The 235-nt window shown below is 48.9% G+C and carries 1 protein-coding gene; it reads left to right on the plus strand.

Features of this window, described 5'->3' with window-relative positions:
* On the plus strand, window positions 1-199 hold a 199-nt coding region (locus tag KMS84_RS40750), incomplete at its 5' end, for a hypothetical protein (protein ID WP_256921686.1).
* Between the last annotated feature and the right edge of the window lie 36 nt (window positions 200-235).

A 235-nucleotide genomic window follows, 5' to 3' on the forward strand; every position in this document is an offset into this window, starting at 1 on the left:
GTCACATGCCTTTTGTTTGTTGACCAAACTTCAACTTGTTGACCAGAACCACATCGCGGTGGTGGAGGACAAGCAGAACACATCAACACAGCTCAACGTTAAAACGAACCATGTAAGTCTGACTCGCTCTTTACTTGCCTCTCAACCTCATGGCTTCTCACTCGCCGTCTACGACAGAGCGCGAGCCTACAGAATCTGATCTCACTGAGCCTTCTACAGAGCCAGCTTCTCATTC

Origin of the sequence: Streptomyces hilarionis (genome assembly GCF_024539675.1) — a bacterium.
GTDB lineage: Bacteria > Actinomycetota > Actinomycetes > Streptomycetales > Streptomycetaceae > Streptomyces > Streptomyces hilarionis.